This is a genomic window from Oscillospiraceae bacterium CM, from assembly GCA_022870705.1.
Taxonomy (GTDB): Bacteria; Bacillota; Clostridia; order Oscillospirales; family Oscillospiraceae; genus Sporobacter.
This window is the reverse complement of the sequence record CP072107.1, coordinates 1247105-1272971: the sequence shown is the minus strand read 5'-3', so window position 1 is coordinate 1272971 and position 25867 is coordinate 1247105. Positions and strand designations below refer to the sequence as shown.

At 54.6% G+C, this 25867-nt stretch carries 29 protein-coding genes; all 29 read left to right on the top strand.

Going from position 1 to position 25867, the window contains the following annotated elements:
* Positions 1-36 precede the first annotated feature (36 nt).
* The 29 genes from lon (at position 37) to priA (ending at position 25865) form a co-directional block, all read left to right on the top strand.
* Positions 37-2466 (top strand): endopeptidase La, encoded by a 2430-nt coding sequence (gene lon / locus IZU99_06350; protein ID UOO36904.1) that lies wholly within the window; start codon positions 37-39, stop codon positions 2464-2466.
* A 2-nt stretch (positions 2467-2468) separates the two neighbouring features.
* Positions 2469-3056 (top strand): YihA family ribosome biogenesis GTP-binding protein, encoded by a 588-nt coding sequence (locus IZU99_06345; protein UOO38770.1) that lies wholly within the window; start codon positions 2469-2471, stop codon positions 3054-3056.
* A 76-nt stretch (positions 3057-3132) separates the two neighbouring features.
* The gene (locus IZU99_06340; protein UOO38769.1) at positions 3133-3747 is read left to right on the top strand and encodes a site-2 protease family protein; all 615 of its coding nucleotides are present in this window, start codon (positions 3133-3135) and stop codon (positions 3745-3747) included.
* Between the two features lie 12 nt (positions 3748-3759).
* The gene (locus IZU99_06335) at positions 3760-4563 is read left to right on the top strand and encodes a segregation/condensation protein A (protein ID UOO36903.1); all 804 of its coding nucleotides are present in this window, start codon (positions 3760-3762) and stop codon (positions 4561-4563) included.
* 38 nt (positions 4564-4601) lie between these two features.
* Positions 4602-5228: an SMC-Scp complex subunit ScpB gene (scpB, locus tag IZU99_06330; protein UOO36902.1), complete on the top strand. Its 627-nt coding sequence runs from the start codon at positions 4602-4604 to the stop codon at positions 5226-5228.
* Position 5229: 1 nt separating this feature from the next.
* The gene (locus IZU99_06325) at positions 5230-5808 is read left to right on the top strand and encodes a hypothetical protein (protein UOO36901.1); all 579 of its coding nucleotides are present in this window, start codon (positions 5230-5232) and stop codon (positions 5806-5808) included.
* Complete coding sequence (gene ytfJ / locus IZU99_06320; protein UOO36900.1) at positions 5801-6181, top strand: GerW family sporulation protein; 381 nt, start codon at positions 5801-5803, stop codon at positions 6179-6181. The genes IZU99_06325 and ytfJ overlap by 8 nt, the downstream gene beginning before the upstream one ends.
* Positions 6182-6295: 114 nt before the next feature.
* Complete coding sequence (locus tag IZU99_06315; protein UOO36899.1) at positions 6296-7492, top strand: D-alanyl-D-alanine carboxypeptidase; 1197 nt, start codon at positions 6296-6298, stop codon at positions 7490-7492.
* Positions 7493-7516: 24 nt separating this feature from the next.
* Positions 7517-8260: an rRNA pseudouridine synthase gene (locus tag IZU99_06310; GenBank protein UOO36898.1), complete on the top strand. Its 744-nt coding sequence runs from the start codon at positions 7517-7519 to the stop codon at positions 8258-8260.
* Positions 8261-8339: 79 nt separating this feature from the next.
* Positions 8340-9203, top strand: coding sequence for a MurR/RpiR family transcriptional regulator (locus IZU99_06305; protein UOO36897.1), 864 nt, complete (start codon positions 8340-8342; stop codon positions 9201-9203).
* Positions 9196-10428, top strand: a complete 1233-nt coding sequence (locus tag IZU99_06300) for an NAD(P)/FAD-dependent oxidoreductase (protein ID UOO36896.1) — start codon at positions 9196-9198, stop codon at positions 10426-10428. The genes IZU99_06305 and IZU99_06300 overlap by 8 nt, the downstream gene beginning before the upstream one ends.
* Before the next feature lie 29 nt (positions 10429-10457).
* Positions 10458-11135 (top strand): (d)CMP kinase, encoded by a 678-nt coding sequence (locus IZU99_06295; protein ID UOO36895.1) that lies wholly within the window; start codon positions 10458-10460, stop codon positions 11133-11135.
* Positions 11132-11725 (top strand): 1-acyl-sn-glycerol-3-phosphate acyltransferase, encoded by a 594-nt coding sequence (locus IZU99_06290; GenBank protein UOO36894.1) that lies wholly within the window; start codon positions 11132-11134, stop codon positions 11723-11725. Before IZU99_06295 ends, IZU99_06290 begins: the two co-directional genes overlap by 4 nt.
* A 9-nt stretch (positions 11726-11734) precedes the next feature.
* Positions 11735-13738, top strand: coding sequence for a bifunctional 4-hydroxy-3-methylbut-2-enyl diphosphate reductase/30S ribosomal protein S1 (locus IZU99_06285; GenBank protein ID UOO36893.1), 2004 nt, complete (start codon positions 11735-11737; stop codon positions 13736-13738).
* 260 nt (positions 13739-13998) lie between these two features.
* Positions 13999-14475, top strand: coding sequence for a CarD family transcriptional regulator (locus IZU99_06280; protein ID UOO36892.1), 477 nt, complete (start codon positions 13999-14001; stop codon positions 14473-14475).
* Positions 14476-14563: 88 nt separating this feature from the next.
* Positions 14564-15292 (top strand): 2-C-methyl-D-erythritol 4-phosphate cytidylyltransferase, encoded by a 729-nt coding sequence (ispD, locus tag IZU99_06275; protein ID UOO36891.1) that lies wholly within the window; start codon positions 14564-14566, stop codon positions 15290-15292.
* Positions 15289-15768 carry a 2-C-methyl-D-erythritol 2,4-cyclodiphosphate synthase gene (locus IZU99_06270; GenBank protein ID UOO38768.1) on the top strand — a complete coding sequence of 160 codons (480 nt, stop codon included), beginning with the start codon at positions 15289-15291 and terminating at the stop codon, positions 15766-15768. The genes ispD and IZU99_06270 overlap by 4 nt, the downstream gene beginning before the upstream one ends.
* Before the next feature lie 157 nt (positions 15769-15925).
* Positions 15926-16180 (top strand): DUF3343 domain-containing protein, encoded by a 255-nt coding sequence (locus IZU99_06265; GenBank protein ID UOO36890.1) that lies wholly within the window; start codon positions 15926-15928, stop codon positions 16178-16180.
* On the top strand, positions 16177-17304 hold the full coding sequence (locus tag IZU99_06260; GenBank protein ID UOO36889.1) for an aminotransferase class V-fold PLP-dependent enzyme: 1128 nt from the start codon (positions 16177-16179) through the stop codon (positions 17302-17304). The genes IZU99_06265 and IZU99_06260 overlap by 4 nt, the downstream gene beginning before the upstream one ends.
* A 183-nt stretch (positions 17305-17487) precedes the next feature.
* Positions 17488-18333 (top strand): diadenylate cyclase CdaA, encoded by an 846-nt coding sequence (gene cdaA / locus IZU99_06255; GenBank protein UOO36888.1) that lies wholly within the window; start codon positions 17488-17490, stop codon positions 18331-18333.
* Entirely contained in the window at positions 18330-19580 is a 1251-nt protein-coding gene (locus IZU99_06250; protein ID UOO36887.1) for a hypothetical protein, read from the top strand. Before cdaA ends, IZU99_06250 begins: the two co-directional genes overlap by 4 nt.
* Before the next feature lie 44 nt (positions 19581-19624).
* Positions 19625-20461 (top strand): hypothetical protein, encoded by an 837-nt coding sequence (locus tag IZU99_06245; protein ID UOO36886.1) that lies wholly within the window; start codon positions 19625-19627, stop codon positions 20459-20461.
* Entirely contained in the window at positions 20454-21065 is a 612-nt protein-coding gene (locus IZU99_06240) for a DnaJ domain-containing protein (protein UOO36885.1), read from the top strand. The genes IZU99_06245 and IZU99_06240 overlap by 8 nt, the downstream gene beginning before the upstream one ends.
* Before the next feature lie 5 nt (positions 21066-21070).
* Positions 21071-21598 (top strand): hypothetical protein, encoded by a 528-nt coding sequence (locus IZU99_06235; GenBank protein ID UOO36884.1) that lies wholly within the window; start codon positions 21071-21073, stop codon positions 21596-21598.
* 3 nt (positions 21599-21601) lie between these two features.
* On the top strand, positions 21602-22480 hold the full coding sequence (locus tag IZU99_06230; protein ID UOO36883.1) for a YicC family protein: 879 nt from the start codon (positions 21602-21604) through the stop codon (positions 22478-22480).
* Positions 22398-22766 (top strand): DUF370 domain-containing protein, encoded by a 369-nt coding sequence (locus IZU99_06225; protein UOO36882.1) that lies wholly within the window; start codon positions 22398-22400, stop codon positions 22764-22766. Before IZU99_06230 ends, IZU99_06225 begins: the two co-directional genes overlap by 83 nt.
* On the top strand, positions 22753-23325 hold the full coding sequence (gene gmk, locus IZU99_06220; protein ID UOO36881.1) for a guanylate kinase: 573 nt from the start codon (positions 22753-22755) through the stop codon (positions 23323-23325). Before IZU99_06225 ends, gmk begins: the two co-directional genes overlap by 14 nt.
* 54 nt (positions 23326-23379) lie before the next feature.
* Entirely contained in the window at positions 23380-23580 is a 201-nt protein-coding gene (rpoZ, locus tag IZU99_06215) for a DNA-directed RNA polymerase subunit omega (protein UOO36880.1), read from the top strand.
* A 38-nt stretch (positions 23581-23618) separates the two neighbouring features.
* A complete protein-coding gene (gene priA / locus IZU99_06210) occupies positions 23619-25865 on the top strand; it encodes a primosomal protein N' (GenBank protein UOO36879.1) in 2247 nt (748 codons plus the stop codon).
* Positions 25866-25867: the final 2 nt, after the last annotated feature.

Sequence of the window (25867 nt, the reverse complement as noted above, 5' to 3'; positions counted from 1 at the left end):
TTATCGGAAAAGCGTACCACAGCCTGGAGGGACACCATGAGCGAAACAGTTTATAACGCACTGACTGGCGAGCATCTTCCGATGCTCGCTTTAAGAGGCCTGTCCGTTTTCCCGAACATGCTTCTCAATTTTGACGTCGAACGGCCGATGTCTGTGGCGGCTCTGAATGCCGCGGCAGATGGCGCGCGCAAAATATTTCTTTTGGCGCAAAAGGATATTTCAAAAGAATCTCCAGCGGAGGCGGACCTTTACAGGGTCGGCACAATTTGCGTCATCAAACAGCTTTTGAGAATCCCGGGCGGCGGCATCAAGGTGCTCGTCGAGGGTGTTCGCCGCGCTTCGCTGACGAAGATTTTAAACGATCGGAAGTATTTCTACTGCGAGGTTGAGCCGATCTATGAGGAAGCGCCGGAAAAAGTGACGGCGCGCGTCGAGGCGCTCATCCGTAAAAGCGTCAATTTGTTTGACACGTATTCAACAATCACCGGCAATGTCAGCCGCGACGCTGTCATCTCCGTTTTTACGGCGACGGAGCCGGGATATATTGCCGACTTTGTCGCGCAGCATCTGTACTTAAAGCCTGAAAAAAAGCAGCTCATTCTGGAGACGCTGTCGCCCGTCAAGCGTCTGGAGCTCATCTGCGATATGCTCCTGCGGGAGATCGACGTCGTCGAGATTGAGCAGCAGATTGACGAGCGCCTGCGCGGTCGCTTAGAACGCCAGCAGCGCGACCATGTCCTGCGTGAGCAGCTGCGCGTTATTCAGTCTGAGCTTGGCGAAGCACCGGAGTATACGACGGAGTTTGACGAGTATCGCCATAAAATTGCCGCGTTGAAGCTGAGCGCTGAGATCGAAAAAAAGCTTTTGCGTGAAGTGGAGCGGCTTGAAAAACAGCAGGCCGGCTCATCGGAGGCGGCTGTCATCCGCAATTATCTTGATATCTGTCTTGAACTGCCGTGGCATGCCGTTTCAAAAGAGCGAACGGATATTGCCTTAGCGCGCAAAATACTCGACGCGGATCATTTCGGTCTGGAGAAGGTCAAAGAACGTATTGTTGAGTTTATCGCCGTCCGTCAGCTGTCCCACAAAGCAAACGGCACCATTCTCTGCCTTGTCGGCCCGCCGGGCGTCGGCAAAACGTCGATTGCCATCAGCGTGGCAAAGGCGCTGAACAGGAAACTCGCGCGCTTGTCTCTCGGCGGCATTCACGACGAGGCGGAAATCCGCGGCCATCGCAAAACATATGTCGGCGCGATGCCGGGGCGCATCATTGCCGCCATCAGCCAAGCCGGGACGAAAAACCCGCTGCTCCTGCTTGACGAAATTGATAAGCTCGGCAGCGACTATCGCGGCGATCCGTCGTCGGCGCTGTTGGAGGCGCTCGACCCGGAGCAGAACGCAACGTTCCGCGACCATTATCTCGAGCTGCCGTTTGATCTGTCGGAAACGATGTTTATCACAACAGCCAACACAACCTCCACCATCCCGCGCCCGCTTCTCGACAGAATGGAGGTTATAGAGCTCTCCAGCTATACTGATGTGGAAAAGCTTCATATCGCCAGAGATCATCTCCTGCCGAAGCAGCGGAAAAAGCACGGACTCACATCGCGGCAGCTTAAAATCAGTGACGACGCGATTATGGAGATGATATCAAGCTACACGCGCGAGTCCGGCGTTCGACTTTTGGAGCGCGAAATTGCCGCCGCCTGCCGCAAGACGGCATCAAAAATCGTCGCGGGGGAAATTAAATCGGCAAGCCTGAACACAGGCATGCTGGAAGAATACCTCGGCGTGCGCAAATTTAAGCCGGAAAACATTGCGGGGAAGGATGAAATCGGCCTTGTCAAAGGTCTCGCGTGGACATCGGTCGGCGGGGAGACGCTTGATGTCGAGGTGAGTGTTTTAGACGGGAGCGGCAAGCTTGAACTGACGGGCAACCTCGGCGAGATCATGAAGGAATCGGCGCATGCGGCCGTCACCTATATCAGAAGCCGTGCCGAATGGCTCGGCATCGATCCGGATTTTTATAAAAACCGAGACATCCATATTCATTTCCCGGAGGGCGCCGTGCCGAAGGACGGCCCGTCGGCCGGAATTGCCATCACCGTCGCCGTCATTTCGGCCCTCGCCGGCGCACCGGTGCGCCGCGATCTCGCCATGACAGGTGAAATTACCTTGCGCGGGCGCATCCTTGCCATCGGCGGCTTGAAGGAAAAGACGATGGCCGCCATGCGGGCCGGGATAAAAACCGTCATTATTCCAGCGGAGAACGAGCCGAATCTGGAGGAAATTGACCAGACGGTGCGCCGCGCGCTCAATTTTGTCACGGCCGACCACATCGATAACATCATAAAAGTCGCGCTTGATTTTTCTTCAGTCGTCCCGTTTAAGCCGGAGGAGGCGCTCTGCCCCGTCCTCGGTGAGAGTGGCGACCGTGTTGAGTCGGGCCCGTCTATCAGACAGTAGGGATCGAGTTGAATATCCACAAAGTCGAATTTATTAAATCAGCGGCAGAGCCGTCGGGTCTTCTGACCGGCGGCCTGCCGCAGATCGTATTTGCCGGAAAATCAAACGTCGGCAAATCCTCCGTCATTAACGCGCTTTTAAACCGAAAAAACTTTGCGCGTGTCGGCGCGACGCCGGGGAAGACGGTGCACATCAATTATTTTCTAATTGACGGCGCTATCTATTTTGTCGATTTGCCCGGCTATGGCTTTGCACGTGTTTCCCCCAGCGAAAAAAAGCGTTGGGCGACGCTGATGGAAGCATTTTTCCAGCGGACGGATACGATTGCCCTCGGCATTCTGATTGTCGACGCGCGCCACAAGCCGACGGCCGACGACGTTATCATGGCAAATTGGTTCGTCGCGACAGCTCGGCCATATATCGTTTTGGCCAACAAGTTTGACAAGCTCCGCCCGTCGGAGCGCGCAGCGAATCTGGCGCTGATTGCCGAAACGCTGCCGTCAGACGCCGAAATACTGCCTTTTTCAGCGCAGAAAGGCACAAACAGGGACAGACTGCTTAAAGAGATTGAAAATATTGCTAAACATTGATATAATAAGCGCTTGAGGGGGACGAGTATCTTTGACGAACATCATACAGAACTTCAATTGGACAACGCTTCTGAACATGGCTGTTTCACTCGTTGCCGCCTTAACCTGCATTGTTTTTCACGAAATGTCACACGGCTTGACGGCGGCGCTCTTAGGTGATAAGACGGCCAAGCAGATGGGAAGGCTCTCGTTTAATCCGCTTCGGCATATCGACCCCGTCGGGATTCTGGCGTTTGTATTTTTGGGCTTCGGTTGGGCAAAGCCCGTTCAAATCGACCCGCGCAATTTTAAAAACCCGAAGGCCGGTATGGCGCTCACGGCACTGGCCGGGCCTGTTTCAAACTTTATTCTGGCAGCTATATTTTTGTTCGTACTGGGTGTTCTGCTGCACTATTTCGGGGCAGCTGCCCTCGTGTCTGAAATGACGGCGAGAATCGCTTATTTCAGCATCGTGCTCGGCATTTTTAATCTGGTGCCCGTCCCGCCGCTTGACGGCTCAAAGATCCTTTTTGCCGTCGCGTCCGACGAGTTGTGGGCCAAGCTTATGCGCTATGAACGCTATGGCTTCATTCTGCTCATTATACTCATCATGCTCCCGGCAACCGGCAACCTGCTGTCCGCAGCGAGCACAACAGTGTTCAACTGGATGCTGAACATCACCGCTTTTTCCAATCAGCTATTTTCAGCATGACGGGGGGCCGTGATGGAAAATCCGATTTTTACACTTAAAAGCGTCGTCAAGTCAAAAGGAGAAATGGAAGATTTCACTGGCCCCTTGACGCTGATTTTGCAGCTTTTGAGCAAAAACAAGATTGAAATTAAGGATATCAGCGTTTCGCTGATTTTAGAGCAGTATCTCGTCTATCTCAATATGATGACATCCATGGACCTTGAAATCGCCAGTGAATTCGTCACGATGGCGTCACACCTTTTGTATATTAAAACAAAAGTTCTTCTCTCCGGCGAGCGCGACGTTGACGAGCTGGACGCTTTAATCTCGTCACTCGAGGAGGTTCGCCGCCGGGAAGCTTATTCGCAGATCAAAGATGTTACGGCGGAATTGGCGCTTCTGGCGCAGCGAAACGGCTGGCTGATGGTCAAGCTACCGGAATATTTCGAGCCGGACGACGCTTACCGTTATGAGCACGACGTTTCGGAGCTACTGGCTGTCATAACACGTCTGGTGACGGCTGACGAGCTTGAATCCCAGCTGGCGCAGAAAACCGTTTTGTACCCCAAACGCATGACGTATCCCGTCACGGAAAAAACCTCGGAAATCCTGCTGCACCTTCGGCTCTATGGTACGTGCCGCATTGCCGAGCTCATCGGCGTCTGCCAGAGCCGAACCGAGATGGTCGCCGTTTTTGTTGCCGTTTTGGAGCTGTGCCGCGCCGGTGCCGTCTGTGTCGACGGCTGTGACGACGCGCTGACGCTGTCACAAGTCGCCACTGACGGCGGACTCTATGATGAAACGACAGACGCCGGAAGCGGCGACGGTAACCCTTAAAGCAAAGGGCCGCGCCCTGCGGCGGAACGGAAAAGGTTATGGAAATTAATGACATAGAACGCGCCATAGAGGGCATACTATTTGCGTCCGGCGAGCCCGTTGCGCTCATGAGAATCGCACAGGTGCTTGGCGTTCCAGAAAGCGATGTCACCGAAGCGGCTGAGAAGCTTCGTGACGCCTATGTTTTTGATCGCCGCGGCATTCGCCTCGTTTTTCTTGACAGGGCTGTGCAGCTCTGCTCGTCCCCGGAATATGCCGATACGATCCGGATGGCGCTGGAGACGCGCAAGCAGCCGCAGCTGTCCCAGCAGGCGCTGGAGGTGCTGGCGATTATCGCTTATTTCCAGCCCGTCACAAAAACATATATCGAGCAGGTGCGCGGTGTTGACAGCGCGTATACGGTGGGGCTTTTGCAGGACAGAGGGCTCATCGAGCCGTGCGGCCGCCTCTCCGTCCCGGGCCGCCCCCTCTTATTCAGGACGACACCGGCGTTTTTACGGACGTTTGGGATTTCCGCCGTGTCGGACTTGCCGGAACTGCCGGAAAGCGGCCAGCCGGAAGCGCTTGACGCGCCGGACAGTGACGAGGCGGCAGACGATGGTGCCGTTTCAGATGGCGAAGATACAGTGCCCGGCCCTGTCCTAATGCAGGCGGCGGAGGTTTGAAATGCTCGCGCTTTTATTGATCCCGGTGATTTTGCTGCTATTGGCTATCCTGCGCCTCGGTGCTGAGGTGGTTTACGGCGCGGATGGCTTTTCAGTACGTGTCTTTATCGGCCCGGCTATAATAAACGTCAATCCCCCTCAGACGCCGAAAAAAAAGCCGAAAAAAAAGCCGAAGGAAAAGACGACGCCTGAAAAGAAGCAGATGCCCGGCCGCGCGGCGCTGTTAAAAGAGGTGCTGCCGACGGTTGCCGAGGCGCTTGGGCGGCTTAAACGACGTCTGCTGATCAAGGAGTTGACGATTTTTTATGAAGCCGCGTCCGGCAACCCGGCTGAAACGGCGCTTTTGTTCGGGGCATCATCGGTCGGCTTCGGTTTTTTAATACCGATTTTGGAGAATAATTTTAAAATCCGGCGCCGAGATTTTCGCTCCTCGTTTAGCTTTGACAGCAGCGAGCCGTATATTTATGTCAAAGCCCGACTGTCCCTTGCCGTGTGGGAGGTTATATATATTGCCTTTAACCCGGCGCTCGCACTCTTAAAAAGCGGCATACATGAGAAAGGCGGTTTGAAACATGGATAAACATCCGATTGGCGATTTGATGGAGACGACGATGCAGAAAATCAGGGAAATGGTCGACGTCAACACAATTGTCGGTTCGCCGATTTTGACGGCGGACGGCATTACGCTCATTCCGATTTCGAAGGTCAGCTTCGGATTCGCCAGCGGCGGGTCCGATTTTCAGACAAAACATCAGCGCGAAAATCAGAACAACTCGTTCGGCGGCGGGAGCGGCGCCGGTGTCAGTATTGTGCCGGTGGCTTTTCTGATCGTCAAGGGCACGAGTATTCGTCTGATGAACATCTCGGAGCCAGCGGCGACGACGGTTGACAGGATCATCGAGCTTGTCCCGGAGGTTATTGACAAGGTCTCCGAACTGTTCAAGAAGGACTGACGCCGCCTTCGGCATCTCGCTGGATATGACTGGTATATCGGCGCGCGGCGGATAATGACACGCCGCGCGCCCATAATAAGCACTGCCTTTATCAAAACAGGGTGGTGCTTTGCCGTGAAAAGAAGAAAAATCGCATTAGTAATGAACAAGTGTCTGAGCCGCGCTGTGCATGTCTTAACAGTGTGCTGTCTTATTGCCGCTATTCTCGCCGGGGGTGTTCAGGCAACTGCCGCGACCGCCGCGCCGGAAAATTCGGCATTTGCCGCCATTGTGACAGCGTCGGACGGACAGACGGTACTCTATGAGAAAAATGCCGATGCGCCGCAGCTGATTGCCAGCACGACGAAAATCATGACGGCGCTTGTTGTCTTGGAACATGCCGATTTGAACGAGTCGGTGCGGATACCGGATGATTTTCCGCCAGTCGACGGCTCGGCAATTGGCCTCGTCCCGGGCGAGACGCTGACAGTGCGCGCGCTTTTATTTGGGCTGCTGCTCGACTCCGGCAACGACGCCGCCATTGCGCTGGCACAGCATGTCTCGGGAGACGTTCAAAAATTTGTCAATCTGATGAATACAAAAGCGGCCGCTCTTGGCTGCCGGAACGCGCATTTTGCAAACCCGCACGGCTTGGATGATGATGGCGCGTCCTGCTCGGCGCGTGACCTTGCCGTGATTACGGCAGCCGCTATGAAAAACAATATGTTTCGCGAAATTGTTTCAACGAAGACGGTGACGATTGACGGGCGGACATTTGTCAGTCATAACAGACTCCTCTGGACGTGCCCCGGCGTCACTGGCGTCAAGACGGGGTATACGGAAAAAGCTGGGCGCACGCTCGTCTCATCCGCTCAGCGCGGCGGTCTCGGTCTCATCTGTGTTACGCTCGGTGACTCCAACGACTGGGCCGACCATTCAGCTCTGTATGATTGGGCATTCGGGGAATACCGCGCGCTCGATATCCGTGCCGTTCGTGACCGGCTGCAGGACGTTTCCGTCATTTCCGGCGTTTCTGAAAACGTGCCCATCAGGCCTGACGGCGTGGATGACATCGTCTGCCGCAAAGATGACAAAGCCGAATATTTCTGGTCAGCGCCGAAATTTGTCTATGCGCCGGTGACAGCGGGGCAGACGGCCGGGACGCTGACGGTTAAAATTAACGGCAAAGCTGTCAAAACAATTCCGCTTGTGTATGACGCGTCGGTCGCGCTTGACAAGACCGTACCGCTTTCAGTGTGGGAAAAAATAAAACGGGCGCTGTCACTGCCGACGCCGCTGCCATCCGTCCGTGAAAGCTATGCGGTACCGTAAAGTACCGGCATTAAAGGAGATCGCATGAAGGAGCGCCTTCAGAAAATACTGTCTGCCCGTGGTGTGGCTTCGCGCCGCGCTGCGGAAGAAATGATCCGGGAAGGCCGGGTGCGCCTAAACGGCGTGACGGCCTTGCTCGGTGAGAGCGCCGACCCCGACATTGACGTGATTGAGGTTGACAGCGCGCCCCTGCAACAAGCGTCGGGCAAGGTCACCATCATGCTCAACAAGCCGCGCGGCTTTGTCACGACGGTGCACGACGAGAAGGGGCGGCGCAGCGTCTGCGACATTGTCAGGGACTGCGGTGCGCGTGTCTATCCGATTGGGCGGCTGGACATGAACACAGAGGGCCTTTTGCTTCTGACAAACGATGGGGAACTGGCGAATATCCTCATGCACCCATCGCACGAGAAATCCAAGACATATTGGGCGCGCGTGAAAGGCGACGTTGACGCAGCGCTCACCCCGCTGTCACAGCCAATGGTGATAGACGGCTACACAATAAAACCGGCTAAAGTGCGCCTATTAAGCAAGATACCGGAGGGCGGCTTTCTGGAAATAATCATCCACGAGGGGCGCAACAGACAGGTGCGAAAAATGTGCCAAGCCGTCAATCTGGATGTCAAATCCCTCACGCGCGTTGAGGAGGGAGGCCTGACGTTAGGGAGCCTTAAAACAGGCGCTTGGCGATTTTTGACGGCAAGCGAAATTGCCCGTCTGCGCGGAAATATGCAGGATGAAGATCGTAAAATTGCAAAATTGCCTTGATTTATAAAAAAATCATAGTATGATATTCCCATAAGGCGCCATCAATGTAAAGCGCCGAACGCAAATGGGAGGCATACTGATGGATCAGGACATCCTGAGTGTGATTGAAGCGGCGTCGCCCAGCTTTTCCAAAGGACAGCGCAGCATCGCCAAATATATTCTTGAAAACTACGAAAAAGCGGCGTTTATGACGGCCAGCCGCCTTGGCCAGGTTGTTGACGTCAGCGAGTCAACGGTCGTCCGCTTTGCCGCTGAGCTCGGCTATAACGGCTACCCCGAAATGCGCCGGGCACTGCAGGATACGGTGCGCAACTGTCTCACATCCGTTCAACGGATTCAGGTTTCTCGTGAATTGATGGAAAGCCAGGACATTCTTTCACTTGTCTTGTCGTCCGATATTGAGCAGATCCGCCAGACGATGGAGGAGACGAACAGAGATGATTTTGAAGCGGCGGTGAGCACCATCGTCAAAGCCAAGAATATTTACATTTTCGGCCTGCGGTCGGCCTCGGCGCTGGCCAATTTTATGGGCTTTTATTTTAATTTGCTCTTCGACCGCGTCCGGATCATTAACGGCAGCTCGGCCGGTGAGATATTTGAGCAGATCTTGCGCATCACAAAAGGTGATGTCTTTATCGCGCTGTCGTTTCCGCGCTATTCGCGGCGCACCATTAAGGCAATGCGCTACGCGCGCGATATGGGGGCAGATGTCATCGGCATCACCGATACGCCCGCCTCGCCAATTGCCAAGCTGGCGACGACGGCACTTTATGCCAGAAGCGACATGGTTTCTTTCCTCGACACGCTCGTTGCGCCTTTAAGCCTTGTCAACGCCCTCATCGTCGCGGCCAGCGCGAAGGCGGAGGGCGACCTCTTTTCCAACTTTGAAAAGCTGGAGAGTATTTGGGACGAAAACGAGGTATACGAAAAGACAGATGTATGAAGCTGTTGTCATCGGCGGCGGCGCTGCCGGCATGCTCTGCGCCGCCGTTGCCGCCTCAAACGGGCGGCGCGTTTTACTGTTAGAGAAAAATGAACGGCTCGGCGTCAAGCTCTCAATTACCGGCAAAGGGCGCTGCAACCTGACGAATAACTGCACAATACGTGACGTTTTGGACAACATCCCGACGGGTGGCCGTTTTCTCCAAAGCGCTTTGAATGCCTTTTCACCGCAGGACGCGATGGCGCTGTTTGAAAAGCTTGGTGTGCCGCTCAAAACGGAACGCGGCAACAGGGTTTTTCCTGTTTCGGACAGGGCTTCCGATATTGTCTCTGCCCTCAGGCGCTTTACCGAGCAATCGGGCGTTTTGATAAGGCGGGCTGCGGCAACGGCGATTATGACAGATAATGGTTTTGTAACGGGTGTTGTGACGCCCCGGGAAACGATTCTATGCACCGCCGCCGTCCTCTGTACAGGCGGCCTCTCTTATCCGCGCACGGGCGCGACGGGCGACGGCTACGCGCTGGCCGAATCCTTAGGCCACACCATCATTCCCCCGAAGCCTTCGCTTGTGCCGCTCGAAGCGTCACCCGACATCTGCGCGCGTATGCAGGGGCTGACGCTTAAAAATGTCCGCCTGACAGTGCGGGACGGCGGCCGGAAGCCGGTCTTTGAGGATTTCGGCGAGCTGCTTTTTACGCATTTTGGTGTGTCGGGGCCGCTCGTTTTATCGGCAAGCGCGCACATGTGCGATTTTCCCGGGAAAACATATACGCTCGCGCTTGACCTCAAGCCGGCGCTCGACGAGCAGAAGCTCGACGCGCGCATCCGGCGCGATTTCGAAAAATATAAAAACCGGGATTTTGCCAACGCCTTGGGCGACTTGCTGCACAGGACGATGATTCCTGTCGTCATTGAGCGCAGCGGCGTTCCAGCGGACACAAAAGTCCATTCGGTGACGCGCGCCCAGCGCGCCGCGCTTTTATCCGTCTTGAAGGCGTTTATGCTTGATGTGACAGGCCCGCGCCCGATTGACGAGGCCATCATCACGTCCGGCGGCGTTGACACGCGGGAGATTAACCCGACGACGATGGCATCAAAGCGTGTTGATGGCCTTTATTTTGCCGGGGAAATCATCGATGCCGACGCGTACACCGGCGGCTTCAACCTGCAGATTGCGTGGTCGACGGCCTATGCCGCCGGCAGCCATATACAGCCCTTTCGATAAACAGGGCGCACCTTGAAAGGATACACCTCATGGAAAAACGAAGCATCGCCATAGACGGCCCGAGCAGCGCTGGGAAGAGTACGCTGGCCCGGCTGACGGCGCAGAAATTTGGGCTAATTTATGTCGACACGGGCGCTTTATACAGAACGGTCGGTCTCTATGTTCTGAAAAACGGCGTTGCATCCAAGGATGAAGCCGCCGTGACGGCTCTTCTGCCGGAAATTCACCTTGAAATGCGCTATGATCCCTCCGGCGTCCAGCGGATGATCTTAAACGGCACGGACGTCACGGATGAGATCCGGCTGCCGGAAGCGTCGATCTACGCCTCCGATGTCTCAGCGATGGCGCCGGTTCGCGCTTTTCTCCTATCCATGCAGCGGGAAATAGCGTCGACGTACGATGTTGTGATGGACGGGCGCGATATCGGCACGGTCGTTTTGCCGAACGCCGGTCTGAAGATTTTTTTAACGGCTGAAACGGATGTCCGCGCGCGAAGGCGCTATGAGGAGCTGTGCGTGAAGGGCATCGATACGACGCTTAACGATGTGCGCCGTGACCTTGTTTACCGTGATGAAAACGACACATCGCGCCAGAATGCGCCGCTTAAAGCGGCAGTGGACGCCGTCCTGCTCGATACGACGGATATGACGCTGGACGATACGCTTTTGAGGATTCAAGGTCTGGCGCAGGAAAGGCTGGGCTTATGAACAAAGAATTCCGAGCATACAGATGGCTTTACATTATTTTAAGGCTGTTTTTGTTTCCGTTTTATTGGCTGCGGTTTCGTGGCCGTGAAAACGTTCCGAAAGGGGCGGCAGTTTTCTGTGCCAACCACACCAGTAACCTCGACCCCATTTTTGTCGGCTTTGCCGCTGGTATCAATAATCACCTGCACATGATGGGCAAAAAAGAGCTTTTTGATGTACCGATTCTGTCGGCGTTTTACAGGGCAGCGGGGAGCTTTCCTGTCGACAGGAGCATCAGCGATGTCGGTGCAATCCGCAAGACGCTCAAATACCTTAAGGAAGGCGAGAAGATGCTCATCTTCCCAGAGGGCCAACGCGTGCGCGGTGACGAGAAGGTTGAGGCAAAGCTCGGCGCCGTTAAAATGGCCGATCAGATGAACGTGCCTGTTGTACCCGTATATATCCCGTCGGGCAAACGGATTTTTCATCGGTATACCATCGTGATCGGCGTACCGTATCTCGTCAACCCCGAGCGGAAAAAGCTTTCAAACGACGCTTATGTACGCCTTGCCGATGATATGATGGAAAAAATCGCGCATCTCCGGCAGTGAGGAGAGAGGATGAAGATTATTCTGGCCAAATCGGCTGGCTTTTGCTTTGGTGTTCGCCGGGCCGTCGCGCTCTGCGAGGAAGCGGCAGAGAAATTCTGCGGCTGCAAAACACTCGGCCCCGTAATTCACAATAAAAGCGTCACTGAAATGCTGGCGCAAAAGGGCATCGGCGAAATTAATGACGCGGCGGCCGCGCAGCCTGGCGACACGGTGATTATCCGCTCGCACGGTGCTAAAAAAGAGGAGCTGGAGGCGCTGTCTTATAACGGCGTTACCATTGTTGACGCCACATGCCCGGACGTGCGTAAAATCCATGAAATTGTCCGCGGTGAGTCATCCGCTGGCAGACAAGTTTTAATCATTGGAGAGCGGCACCACCCAGAGGTGGAAGCGATATCCAGCTGGTGCGCGGGGTGCCAGATTATAGAAACACAGCAAGAAATGGAAGAATTTTTTGGCGCGTTCCCGGACTGGAAAAATGCGCCCGTATCCATAGTTTGTCAGACAACGAGCCTTCGCTCAAACTTCGAAAAATGCTTAAACACAGCAAAAAAAGAGTGTACAAATCTTAAAATATTTGATACAATATGCAACGCCACGTTTAGACGCCAGGAAGAGGCAAAGGAATTATCCCGTCTTGCCGACGCGATGATTGTGATCGGCGGCCGCTCCAGTGCCAACAGCCTGAAGCTGGCCGATATCTGCAGAGAGTTTTGCAATAGGGTCACCTTTGTTGAAACAGCTGATGAGCTTGATATGTCCCAATATTCGGAAACGGATACGGTCGGGATCACGGCAGGGGCCTCGACGCCGGCGTGGATAATTAAGGAGGTCTGTCAGAGAATGAGTGAAGAAACAAGAATCGAAGGCATTACCGGACAAGCTGAGGAGCCTGCAGCGGGCCAGTCCGGCACCGCGGAGGTCGCGGAGTCCTTCGAGGAAATGCTCGAAAAATCAATAAAAACTTTAAATACTGGGGAAAAAGTGACCGGCGTTGTCGCCGCCATCACACCGACAGAGATATCCGTCGATCTTGGTACAAAACAGTCGGGATACATACCGATTTCCGAGCTAACGGATGACCCCTCGGTCAAATTGGAAGACATGCTCAAGGTCGGTGACACGATCGAGACGTTTGTCCTCCGTGTTAACGACGTTGAAGGCACCGTTATGCTGTCTAAAAAACGCCTTGACTCTGTAAAAAACTGGGAAGACGTTGAGACGGCCAAAAATGAAAGAACGACCGTAGAGGGCGTTGTCACCGAGGAGAATAAGGGCGGTGTCGTCGTCTCTGTCAAGGGTGTCCGCGTTTTTGTTCCGGCCTCTCAGACGGGTTTGTCAAAGGACGAGCCGATGTCGGCGCTCGTCAAGACGAAGGTTCGCCTCCGCATTACCGAGGTCAATCAGCCCAGACGCCGCGTTGTCGGCTCGATTCGCGCCGTTGCAAATGAGGAACGTCGTGAAAAGTCTGACCAGATCTGGAACGAGATTGAAATCGGCAAAAAATATCAGGGTGTTGTTAAGTCCATGACGTCATATGGCGCTTTTGTCGATATCGGCGGCATTGACGGTATGGTGCACGTTTCTGAGCTGAGCTGGACGCGAATCCACCAGCCGTCGGATGTTTTGAAGATCGGCGACGAGATCACGGTCTACGTCATCGGCTTTGATAAGGAAAAGAAAAAGATTTCTCTCGGTTATAAGACGAAAGACGACAATCCGTGGGAGAAATTCGTCTCTGCTAACAAGATTGGCGATACGGTTACCGTTAAAATCGTCAAGCTCATGCCGTTCGGTGCGTTTGCCGAGATCATGCCGGGTGTCGATGGGCTGATTCACATTTCGCAGATTACTGACCATCGGATCGGCCTGCCGTCTGAAGCCGTTGCGGAAGGCGATACCGTTACTGTCAAAATCACCGATATCGATCATGATAAACATAAGGTTTCACTTTCAATCCGTGCGCTGATGCCCGGTCAGGATACAGCTGACGACGCCGATTCGGCGGAATAAAAACGAAAAATCGACAAACCGGAAACGGCAAAAGCCGTTTCCGGTTTATTTTTCTGTCAAAATGGAAAAATATAGTCGTATGAAAAAAAGGGTAAATCGACTACTTTTGGCGGCAAACACAACCCCTGCCATGTTGAAATGAGAAGCAGATGAGAAAAAAGCTTGATATCACATGTAAAAAAGGTATATAATAAATATGTTATCCAATCGGCAGACTGGGCAGTGCCCGGCAGCGCCGAGCGGAAGCAGAGGAGTAGGGTATGTTCAGAATTGGTGATATGATTGCGCACCCGATGCATGGGGCGGGTATTATTGACAGTATTGAGGAAAAAAAGATCAACGGTATGACGCGGCAGTATTATATTCTCAGGATGCCAGCAGGTGGCATGGTCGTTATGATTCCGACGGAGAGCAGCGCGGCCATCGGCGTCCGGCCGATTGTCGATTTTGATGAAGCCGAATCACTTTTAAACGCCATCGCCAGTATTGAGGCGGACATGACCGCCAACTGGAACAGGCGTTACCGGGAAAACATGCAGCGTTTGAAAAGCGGCGATTTGCTGGAGGTTGCGCGTGTTGTCAAGGGCCTCATGGCGCGTGACGTGGAAAAAGGCTTATCTACTGGCGAGCGTAAAATGCTCCACTCTGCTAAACAGATTCTGATATCCGAAATCGTTTTATCACAGCATTCCAGCTATGAAGAAGTGGAAACGCGGATTAACGCGGTTTTAGCATAAAGCGGCCGGTTTTGAATCCGGCCTTCTGCGGCGAGCCTGACTCGCCGCTTTTTATCTATTCGGCGTACGAGGAAAAGGGGGATGCCGGATGGCCTTCGGGCTGACGAAAAAGCAAAAAAAGCGAAGCGGCATCCGCTGTACGGCCGTTGTTGCCGCAGCCGGCTCTTCAACCCGGATGGACGGACAGAATAAGCTGTTTATCGAGCTTGACGGCAAGCCTGTGCTTGTATGGACGTTATTGGCACTCGATGGCTGCGACGCCATTGACGATATTGTCGTTGTCACGCGCAAGCCAGATATTAATGCCGTGGCCGTTTTATGCCGCGCGCATCATATTAAAAAGATCTTCAAGGTTGTCGCGGGTGGGGAGAGCCGTCAGGAATCCGTTTACCGCGGTGCGCTGGAGGTGCCGGAGGATACGCAGCTGATCGCCGTTCACGATGGGGCGCGCCCCTTTGTGACGGAAACAGTTATACAAAGCGCTGTTTCGGCCGCTGCGCAATACGGCGCGGCCGCGCCCTCCGTCCCCGTTGTGGCGACGGTCAAGGAGGCGAAAAACGGGACGGTTATTCGAACGCTTGACAGAAGCACCCTTTATGAAATTCAGACACCGCAGGTCTTCGATGCAGCTATTCTCAAAGGTGCGTTGCATCACGCCCTGCAAAAAGGCATCACAGTCACGGACGATTGCATGGCCGTTGAAGCGCTTGGTTATCCCGTCCATCTGACACCCGGTGCGCGTGAGAACATCAAACTGACGACGGCGGCAGACCTTGCTTTTGCAAGCGCCATCCTTGACATGCGGAGGAAATCCTGATGAGAATCGGTCACGGGTATGATGCACACCGCTTTCTAAAAGGTCGGCCCTGTATTCTGTGCGGGGTGACTGTGCCGAGTGACGTTGGGCCCGACGGCCACTCCGATGCCGACGTACCCGTTCATGCGCTGATGGATGCGCTTTTAGGGGCGCTCGCGCTCGGCGATATCGGCAAAATGTTTCCCAACAGTGACGAGGCGTATCACGGTGCCGATAGCATCGAACTGTTAAAAACGGTTTATACGCGCGTGACAGCGCTTGGCTATCAGCTCTCAAATACTGATATGACCATTATTTGTCAAAACCCGCGCCTTGCGCCGTACATTGGCGCGATGCGCGAAAACATCGCTGGGGCGCTTGATGTGCCGGTTGATACCGTCAGTGTCAAAGCGACGACGGAAGAAAAAATGGGTTTTACGGGCGAGGGGCTTGGCATGGCGGCCCACGCCGTTGTGCTTCTTGAAAAAATGGCATAATACGGTCTAGACGTCTGTCAAATAATGAAGCTTCCAGCCGCACGCCGAATAATATCGGCGTGCGTTTTTTTTAATCGCAAACACGGTGCGCGGCATATGATAAGTTGAACGGCGGGCGGACCGCCGGTTTAATACAAGTTGGGAGGAGAGCCGTTTCGTGGTTTATTATCTTCTGATCTGCCGCTCGCTCACATATGCGCAGCGTTCTGCCAAAGCGCTGGAACGCGCCGGAATCACCGCCATTATTACAAAAATTCCGCAGCATGTCTCGTCGGACGGCTGCGGCTACTGTGTCAAGGTGTCGGCAAAGCACTTGTCGGACGCGCTTGTGTTACTGAAAGACGCCGCGTTATATCCGCTAAAAATTTTTGTTTTATACGCTGATGGGAATCTCGGCGAGGTACAGCTGTGATCTACCTCGATAACGCCGCAACGACACTCGTTAAACCGTTGGCCGTCGCGCGCGCCGCTTCAAGGGCTGTGTGCCGCCTCGCGACGCCGGGCAGAGGCGCGCATAAAGCGGCTTTTGACGCGGCAGAGACGATGCTTGCCTGCCGGGAGGCGGCCTGTGAGCTCTTTAATGTCAAAAGCCCGGAGCAGGTTGTTTTGACGTTTAACGCTACACACGCTTTAAATATTGCCATCAAAAGCCTTGCCAAACGCGGTGATAAGGTTGTGATATCGGGATATGAGCATAACGCGGTGACGCGCCCGCTGCACGCTGTCGGCGCGCGTGTCGTCGTCGCCGCGGCGCCGCTGTTTGAGCCGGAGCTGGCTCTGTGCGCCTTTGAAAGCCATCTGACAAGTGATACGGCGCTCGTCGTTTTAAACCACGTATCTAACGTCTTTGGTTATATCCAGCCTGCCGAGCGGCTGGCAAAAGTCTGCCGGGCACGTCAGATTCCATTCGTATTAGATGCCTCACAGTCGGCTGGCGCTCTGGATATTGATTTCGAGAGCCTGGGGGCAAGTTATATTTGTATGCCGGGACATAAAGGCCTCTACGGGCCACAGGGGACAGGGCTTCTATTATGCGCGGGTGTTCCGCAGGGCATAATAGAAGGGGGAACTGGCAGCCATTCGCTCTCGCGTGACATGCCGCCGATGCTGCCCGACAGATTGGAGGCCGGAACGCACAATATGCCGGGGATTGCCGGGCTTTTGGAGGGACTTCGTTTTGTGCGGAAAAAAGGCCAGAAAAATATTCTCGCGCATGAACGCGACCTTGTTCAATATGCCGCCAAGGTGCTCGTCCGGCACAAGGGGGTACGTCTCATGAAAAGCGACGATTTGGCGTTTCAAAGCGGTGTGTTGTCGTTCGTTATCAATAACATGGCGTGTGAGACGGTTGGGGAAGAGCTTTCAAAGCGCGGCATTGCCGTCCGCGTCGGCCTGCACTGCGCGCCCCTGGCGCATAAAACGGCGGGGACGCTTTCAACCGGCACTGTGCGCGCGAGCGTTTCGTCCTTCACAACGATGCGTGAGATAGACGTTTTCAGCCGCGCCGTCGGGGAGATTGCGTCTCAATACGTCTGAGACGATTGGAAATGACGGTTTTCCCGTGCTTTTGATACAAATTGTTTACACATAAGTAGATTGCCAATTTTCCATATTTATTATATAATGATACAAGCAGTTTAAAACAGGTGGTACGACGCCGGTTAGCCGTGAAGTCGGCGTCCGGCTTTTATGAAGATGACGTTTGAGGATGTATTCGGTATGAATTCTGTGAGCGAAATTCTCCGTGTCTCTCTGAATTTTATACAGACCGTGACGATTTGGGATGTGCTGGACATCGCAATCGTCGCTTTTCTGATTTATCGGATCATCACGGTCGTCCGCAAAACTAGCTCTGCCAGTGTCATCAAGGGCATCGTCCTGCTTTTGGCCGTTATGTGGCTGTCAAGCCTTTTAAACCTCAGCGTTATTAACTTTTTGCTCGGCCAGACGATGAAGCTCGGCGCGCTTGTCTTAATCATCCTCTTTCAGCCGGAGCTGCGTCGCTTCCTCGAGCAAATGGGCAGCAGTCGCTTTAAATCGTTTTTCGGAAACCCTGTCAAATTGAGCAGTATTGAGGCCAGTATTACAAGCACGGTTGCCGCGTGCGCGGAGATGTCCAAAAAGAAAACGGGCGCATTGATCGTTTTTGAGCGCGAAATCGCGCTCGTTGATTATATCAAAACCGGCACGCGGCTTGACGCCGTCGTTTCACCGGAGCTTCTTAATGGCATTTTCTATCCGAAAGCGCCGCTGCACGACGGGGCCGTTATCGTCCGTGACGGGCGTATAATAGCGGCCTCCTGCATGCTGCCGATGTCATCAAATTCGAATATCAGCCGCGAGCTCGGCATGCGCCACCGCTCCGGTATCGGCGTGAGCGAAGTGTCCGACGCCGTTGTCGTCATCGTTTCGGAGGAGACGGGCTCCATCTCCGTCGCCGTGGACGGTATGCTCAAGCGCCATCTGGCGCATGATACGTTTGAAAAGCTTCTGCGCAATGAGCTTTTAAGTGACGACGGCCCGGCGGACGGCCGTTTCCGGGACAAGCTGAGGGTGAGAAAATGACGGTGAGAGAACGCTTTAACAAAATGGTTGGAAGCAAGGCGTTTTATATCATATTTTCCGTCCTTGCTTCGGTGACGATCTGGCTCTATGTCGCGTACGTGAATAACCCCGATGTCACAATGACGGTGAGTGATATTAAAATAACTTTTGCCGGGCAACAGACGCTTGCCGGCAGAAATCTCGTAATTACGAAAACAGATGCCGACATACTGACGCTCAAGCTCCTCGGCAACCGCAATACCGTCTCGCAGCTGTCAAATACGAACGTGACGGCGACGGTAGACCTCTCCGGAATTAAGGCGGCAGGCGTCTATGAGCTGTCCTATACAATGGGTTATCCGGCAGGCATCAAACCGTCAGAGCTTGCGATAGCGGCAAGATCAGTTGATAGGATTACGATAACGGTGGACGCCATCGACAAAAAAGATGTACCCGTCCACGCGACGCCATCGTCAGCAATGGCCGACGGCTATGAAGTCGGGACGACGGCGGTCACGCCGTCAACAATCACAATTTCAGGCCCGAAGGCTATCATTGACAGGGTTAGTTATGCGTCTGCCGATTTATCGGACGCCGATTTGACGAAAACGGTTGACGGCGACTTTCCGCTGACGCTGATGGACGACGGCGGCAATGCCGTAGAGTCCAGCTTTATCACGCTTAGCCAAAAAACGGCACACGTACGAATTCCTGTTGTTATCACAAAAACCGTTCCGCTGACGGTGACACTCACTTACGGTGCCGGTGCCGACGAAACAAATACGACGTTTTCCGTTTCACCGGCATCCGTGACGCTTTCGGGCGACACCGAGACGCTGGGCGGCCTGACCGCCTTAAATCTCGGCACACTCGATACGACATCTTTCTTGACATCGTCAACACAGACGCTGACGCTTGCGCTTCCTGACGGGACAACGAATCTATCAGGCTTCACGCAAGCACAAGTAACCGTGACCGTCTCCGGTCTGGAGACGAAGCACGTGACGGCATCGTCATTTGAAACATCAAACGTCCCCGACGGGATGACAGCCGTTGTGACGACGAAAAGCCTTGACGTCGTTCTCCGCGGGAAGGCTGATGATTTAAGCAAGGTGACAGCCGCCGACCTTCGCGTCACGGCAGACCTCAGCGCGATCGGCAGCGTGCCGGGGACGTATACCGTCCCGGTGACGGTCACTTTGGGCGGCGGGGCAGCTGCCGGAATCATCGGCACGTATAAAATCACCGTCAAAATCGCAAAGGCCTAAACACGATGTTCGGTTATATAAGGCCTTATAAGGACGAATTAAAGGTGCGCTCGTATGAAGCGTACAAGTCGCTCTACTGCGGTTTGTGCCACGCGCTATCCAAGCAGTACGGTTTTTTAGCCCGGTTTATGCTCACATATGATTTCACGATGCTTGCCATGCTGCTGTGGGACAATGATTCGGCGATGCAGGTCTGTGCGCGCCGGTGCCCGGCAAGTCCGTTTGTTAAAAAGAAAGCCTGCACGCCGTCGCCGGTGCTGGACGACTGCGCCGGATACAGCGTCATTTTGGCGTATTGGAAGCTGCGTGACACGGCGCAGGACGAGACGTTTTTCAAAGCGCTTCCGGACAGGCTTCTGTCCGTTGTCTACCGGGGCGCTTACAAAAAAGCCGCCAAAAAATACCCGGCGTTTGAACAGCATGTGCGCACTGCGCTGGAGCGCCTCAACGCACTGGAAAATAACGCCTCAGCAACGCTCGATGCCTGCGCCGACTGCTTTGCCTTATTAACGGTGGGTCTGGCGCCGGGCGAGAATAAGCCCTTGGAGCAGCTTTTATACCACGTCGGCCGTTTTGTATACATCATCGACGCCTGTGACGATTTGCAAAAGGATTTGAAAACAGGCTCGTTTAACCCCGTCGCGCGCCGCTTCTCCTTGGCGGACGGGCAGGTTTCGGACGACGACAGAAAAATATTGGAGTCGACGCTTTTACACTCCTGTGCGTTGGCTGCCGCCGCGTTTGAGCTCCGGGAGCCTGGGCCTTGGACGCCGGTTGTCCAGAATATCCTCTATCTCGGCATGCCGGGCATGTGCGCGCGCGTGCTGCGTGATATCAACAACGAAACAAAATCAAAGGGAATGGGCCGACAACATGAATGATCCATACAGCGTCCTCGGTGTTGCGCCAAACGCTTCGGACGACGAGATAAAAAAAGCTTACCGTGAGCTTGTTCGAAAATACCATCCGGATAATTATCACAACAACCCGCTGGCTGATCTGGCACAGGAAAAAATGAAGGAAGTAAACGAGGCGTATGATGCGGTCACAAAAGGCCGCAACGGCGGATACGGCGGCTCCGGCGGCTCCGGCGCGGGCCGTGGCGGATACGGCGGCGGCGCTTATACCGGCTCGACGGGTTCAAGCCCAGAGTTTACGAAAGTCCGCATGGCGATTAACGCCGGTAATATTGCTCAAGCAGAGGAGCTTTTAAACGCCTCCTCGTCACGAAGCGCCGAATGGCATTTTCTCATGGGCAGCGTCTGTTACCGCAAGGGCTGGCTGGATGACGCAATGCAGTATTACCAGACGGCGGTTTCTATGGAGCCGGGCAATCAGGAATATGTACAGGCACTCAACTTTATGAGCCGCGCGGGGACAGGGTACAGCCCGTTTGGCTATCAGTATGGCGCACCGGCCGGTGGGTGCAGCGCGTGTGATATCTGCACGGCGCTCCTCTGTGCCGATATGTGCTGCCACTGTTAAGGGTGATGAGAGGCAGCGCGCGCACCGTGACGGTGACGGCCGTTATGTCGGCCCTGACGCTTGTATTTCTGTATCTGGCAAACATTCTGCCAACGGGACAGCTCGGCATGATTGCCGCCGCGTCACTATTTGGCGTGGCTGCCGTTATTGAAGGCGGGATGAAGGCGGGCATTTTCGTCTATCTTGTCAGTACGGGCTTAGCGGCGCTTTTCGTGCCGGATAAATCGGCAGTTCTTTTGTACGCGCTCTTTTTCGGCTATTATCCTGTCTTAAAAAGTCTGGCTGAGCGCCTCAAGCCGGTATGGCTGGCCTGGGCGGTCAAGCTCCTTGTTTTCAACGCGGTGCTGACGGTTGTTCTTTTTCTTTTCAAAGCACTTGTTTATGACCGTTTTCTGCCTTCAGTGCCTGTTTATCTTGCCTATCTCGCAGGAAGTGCTGTTTTTGTCGTTTTTGACATCGGGCTGCGCCGTCTGATTGAGTTTTATATCGTCCGAATTTCGCGCAATATTCGAAAAAATAACAGTGACAGGTGACTTATGATCAAAAGTATGACAGGCTACGGCTGTGCCAATGGCGCCTCCGGTGATATCGACATTACGGTGGAGCTCAAAAGCGTCAATAACAGATACATGGACTGCACCATCCGTATGCCGCGCGTTTACAGCGCGGCGGAGGAGACGCTCAAAGCGCTTGTGACGAAAAGCATTTCCCGTGGGAAGGTTGACGTCTTCGTGACGATTGATTCTTCTCGTGCCAATATGGTGACGATTTCGGTCAACAAGCCGGTTGCCGACGCGTACGCCGCTGTTTTAAAAACGCTCTCTGAAACGTATGGTTTTTCCGACACCATAACGGCCGCCGATTTTACGCGCTTTCCGGACGTTTTGCTCCTTGAAAAGAATGAAGCCGACGCCGACGTGCTCGCGCGCGATATCGCCGCCATTTTAGCCTCGGCGCTTTCAGACTTTGACAAAATGCGCGCCCGCGAGGGCGAAAATATGGCGTCCGATATCGCCGAGCGCCTCAATGAGATTGAGCGCCTGACGCTAAAGGCCGAGGAGCTTTCCCCGAAGACGGTGGCCGATTACAGAGCGCGGCTTTTGACGAAAATGAATGAGGTTTTGCAGTCATCAAATATCGATGAAAACCGCATATTGACGGAAGCGGCCATCTTTGCCGATCGCGTCGCGGTTTCAGAGGAGACGGTCCGCCTGAAAAGCCACATCGGTCAGCTCCGGTCCATGCTTTTAGCGCGCGAGCCCGTCGGTCGAAAGCTTGATTTTCTGATTCAGGAGCTCAACAGAGAAGCCAATACAATCGGCTCGAAGGGTAATGACGCCGACATGGCCCGCCTCGTCGTCGACATCAAGGCGGAAATTGAAAAAATCCGCGAGCAGGCACAAAATATCGAGTGAGGTGACGGCGTTGAAGCTTATTAACATCGGATTTGGCAACATGGTCTCGGCGGGGCGGCTCATTGCCATTGTCAGCCCGGAATCGGCCCCCATTAAGCGCATCATATCCGACGCGCGCGAAAAAGGCCAGCTGATTGACGCAACCTACGGCCGCCGAACGCGTGCCGTTATCATCACAGACTGCGGCTTCATCATTTTATCGGCTATCCAGCCGGAGACAGTCGCCGGTCGCCTCACGGTCAAGGGTGAGCCGGAAGCGCCGGAGGAGGACGATGATGCGGAATAAGCGGCGCGGTCGCCTATTTATCATTTCAGCGCCGTCCGGCACAGGAAAAAGCACTGTCATCGCGCGGCTGATGCAGATGAATCAGGAGCTTGTTTTTTCCGTTTCGGCCACAACGCGGCCGCCGCGGCAGGGCGAGGCAGATGGCATTTCCTACCGCTTTTTAACGCGTGAAGCGTTTGAAGAGTGTATCCGCACCGGTGACTTTCTGGAATACGCCGAATACGTCGGCAGCTATTACGGCACGCCGAAAAAGGCGGTTCTAGACCATCTGGCAGCCGGGGAAGATGTCATCCTCGACATTGATGTCGTCGGCTGCAAGCAGGTCAAAGCGGCCATGCCGGAGGCCGTGACGATTTTTATCGTGCCGCCGAGTATGGAAGAGCTTGAGCGCCGTCTCCGGTCGCGCGGTACCGACGATGAAGAGAAGCTTGCCGGGCGGCTCGCGCGCGCGCGGTCGGAGCTTTTGGAAAAGGACGGCTACGACTATGTTGTCGTCAACGATACCGTTGAAGCGGCCTCGCGTGAGATCCTGCGTATCATGGACAGTACGACAGACTAATAGACTACAGTGGGTAGCCGATAGGCACCCGCTATGATAAGGGAGTGCTTTTTTATGTTATATCCGTCTTTATCAGACCTTCTCGAAAAGGTGAACAGCCGATACATGCTCGTCAACGTGATCGCCCAGCGGGCGCGCGAGATAGCCATCAAAAGTGAGGAGACAGGGGAGCCGCTGACGAAAAAGCCGGTTTCCAGTGCGATTTCGGAAATTGCCAATGGCGATGTGCGCGTCAACTATGAAAAAATCTGCTGACGTGGACCGCTCATAACATGGGAAGGGAGCTTCCCGCTGTGGAAAACTTTTCGGTTGCGAAGCTGGCTGTCGCTGTCGGCACGTACCATATCGACAAGCCGTATGACTATAAAATTCCGGCGCACCTTGCCGATACGGTCGTGCCGGGCATCCGTGTGTGCGTCCCTTTCGGTAAAGGCAACCGCAAAACGGAAGCGCTCGTTTTATCGGTAACGGCAGGAGATGGCGCAAGAGCGCTTAAAGCAATTGAATCGTGTGTCGATGCTTCTCCTGTCTTAAGTCATGCGCTTTTAAAGCTGGCTTTGTGGATGAGCGACCGTTTTTTTTGCACCGTTTACGACGCGGCAAAGGCGATGCTGCCAGCTGGTATGTGGCTGAAGGACGGCGTTTTGCGCAGCGGCGACAAGACAGTGACGCTTGTTTCGCTTGCCGTACCGGCGGAGGAGGCACTCTGTCTGGCCGGTCAAAAACGCGCGCGTGCGCGACAGCAGGCGACGATTCTGGAATTGCTTGCCCAGCTCGGCTCTGTCTCCGTGCCGGAGCTTTTGTATTTTACGGGCGCGTCACGCTCCAGCATCAAGGCGCTTATAGCGTTGGGCGCTGTCGTAACGGAAGAGCACATTGTCCTGCGCCGTCCGGCCGTCAAGACGGTCGCCGGGGATCCGATTACGCTCAATCACGCGCAACAGCGTGTTTTCGACGGGCTCGTTCAGCAGCTTTTTGAGGCAACGCCGCAAGCGGCGCTTATACATGGCGTGACCGGCAGCGGCAAAACAGCCGTCTATTTAATGCTGATCGAAAAAACGCTTGAAGCCGGCCGCAGCGCCGTTATTCTTGTCCCGGAGATTGCGCTTACGCCGCAATTGCTTTCGACCTTTACGGCGTATTTCGGAGACCGTGTCGCTGTGCTGCACTCGGCTTTGAGTCTCGGCGAACGGTTTGACGAGTGGAAGCGGATTAAAGCCGGTTCGGCGCGTGTCGTCATTGGTACGCGTTCGGCCGTTTTCGCGCCCGTCAAGGACCTTGGCCTTTTTATCATTGACGAAGAGCATGAGCACACGTACAAATCGGAAAACATACCGCGCTATCACGCGCGCGACGTTGCCAAGTACCGCTGCGTCAGCGCGGGGGCATTGCTTGTGCTTGGCTCTGCAACGCCGTCTATCGAGTCGATGTACAGCGCCGAAGCGGGTAAATATGCGCTCTACCACCTTGAAACGCGCTTTAACGACGGTGATCTGCCGCCCGTTATCATTGCCGATATGAAAGAAGAGCTTAAAAACGGCAACGGCGGGATCATCGGGGCGGTTTTGCGCCGGGAGCTGGCGTCGAATATCGACCGCGGCGAGCAAAGTATTTTGTTTCTCAACAGGCGCGGCGATACGCCGCTTGTGGCGTGCCCTGCCTGTGGCTATACGTTTACATGCCCGCGCTGCAGCGTGTCGCTCACATACCATTCGGCAAACGGGCGCTTGATGTGTCATTACTGCGGTTACTCCGAGCCGTCGCGCGGCGACTGCCCGGAATGCGGCGGCAAGCTCCGCCATACTGGCGCGGGGACGCAAAAGGCGGAGGCGGAGCTCAACGCGCTTTTTCCCGGCGTCGGTATCATCCGCATGGACACGGACACCGTGACGCTGGCGCGTACACATGAAGAGCATTTAACGCGCTTTCGCGAAAAACGCATACCGATTTTGCTTGGAACGCAGATGGTGGCCAAGGGTCTTGACTTCGAAAATGTCACGCTCGTCGGTGTCCTCTCAGCCGACCAGATGCTGTATATCAATGATTTCAGGGCGCACGAACGCACCTTTTCGCTCATCACACAAGTTGTGGGGCGCTCCGGACGCGGCAGCAAGCCCGGCCGAGCCGTTATTCAAACGCTGACGCCGACGAACGACGTGATCCGCCTTGCCGCGCGGCAGGATTATAACGGTTTCTACACCCGCGAGCTGGCGCTGCGCCAGCTGGCCGGCAGCCCGCCTTTCAGTGATATCATCATGCTGACGGCCTCCGGTACCGACGAGACAGCCGTCCTGCGCGGCTGTGTCACGCTGAAGTCAACGCTTTTAAACTATCTGGCGGGAGAAGATGTGCACGTGATGGGCCCAGTACCCGCCGCCGTTATGCGCGTGAATAACAGATACCGATACCGGATTTTATTAAGCCTTCGGACATCGCGGCAGCTGCGTGACACAGTTGCCCACGTTATTCGGCAATTTGCCGCCGATAAAGCGTTTCGCGGCGTTCACGTTTATGCGGACGCCGACCCATATGACCTGTAACG